Below are 1100 nucleotides of genomic sequence, written 5' to 3'. Positions count from 1 at the left end.
CTCACAGGTGGCACCGGCATCGAGCACACCGCTGCCGGAGACGTTACCGCCACCAGCGGCACCATCACCGCCACGGCCACGACCAACAACATCAGCATGGCCGACGGTACCCGCTACAGCGCTGGGGGGGATGTCACCCTCATAGCGGCGAATGATGTCGAGCTGGGTCGTGTCGAGGCCGGTGCCAATACCATCACCGTCACTGCGGACAGCGACAACACCGCAGGCGGTGCGATCAGCGACAACAACTCCGAGGTTAAGGCGAATGGCAGCGAGGAGGAGAACCTCGTGGGTGGCAATCTCACCCTGACTGCGGGCGGCGCTATCGGTACGGCAGGGAACGCCGACATCGACACCGCTGCGGCCAGCATCAGCGCCGACACCACCGATGGCGGCATCGACATCGACAATACCTCAGCCTTCGCCGTCACTGTCACCAGCCTCACCAGCACCAATTCCGCCAGCAATGCAAGCGGCGACATCCGATTCGATCAGAGCGGAGGCGGGGCGGTGACCTTTAGCACCGTCACCACCAATAATGGGGCCATCACCCTGACCAACACCGACGCCGGACTCAGCGTTAGCGGACCGATCACCGCCGGTGGTACGGGCAAGAACCTCACCCTTACCACTTTCGGCTCCGGCGACATCACCCTCACCGGGACCACAACCGCCACGGATGACGAAGTGCACATCACCTCCGCCGGGGCCATCGACGGTGCGGGATTGGTCACGGCCGCTATCGCCGATCTCGATGCCGCTACCGGCATCGGGGATACCACGGCCTTGGAGTTGGCAACGGCTCGCATCAGCGCCGACACCACCGATGGCGGCATCGACATCGACAATACCTCAGCCTCCGCCGTCACTGTCACCAGCCTCACCAGCACCAATTCCGCCGGCAATGCAAGCGGCGACATCCGATTCGATCAGAGCGGAGGCGGAGCGGTGACCTTTAGCACCGTCACCACCAACGACGGGGCCATCACCCTGACCAACACCAACGCCGGACTCAGCGTTAGCGGACCGATCACCGCCGGTGGTGCCGGCAATGCCGTCAACCTGGATGCGGCAGGCTTGTTGCACATCGCCGCGGCCGT

1 protein-coding gene is annotated in these 1100 nt (G+C 64.2%); it reads left to right on the top strand.

What is annotated here, in order from left to right; translation table 11 throughout:
• Positions 1-1100, top strand: a 1100-nt coding sequence (locus BQ17_RS21715; RefSeq protein WP_218068194.1) for a hypothetical protein, incomplete at both ends; no start/stop codon positions are given.

Source organism: Candidatus Thiosymbion oneisti (assembly GCF_900092655.1).
GTDB classification, from domain to species: domain Bacteria; phylum Pseudomonadota; class Gammaproteobacteria; order Chromatiales; family Chromatiaceae; genus Thiosymbion; species Thiosymbion oneisti.
This window is presented reverse-complemented; position numbering and strand designations above follow the sequence as displayed.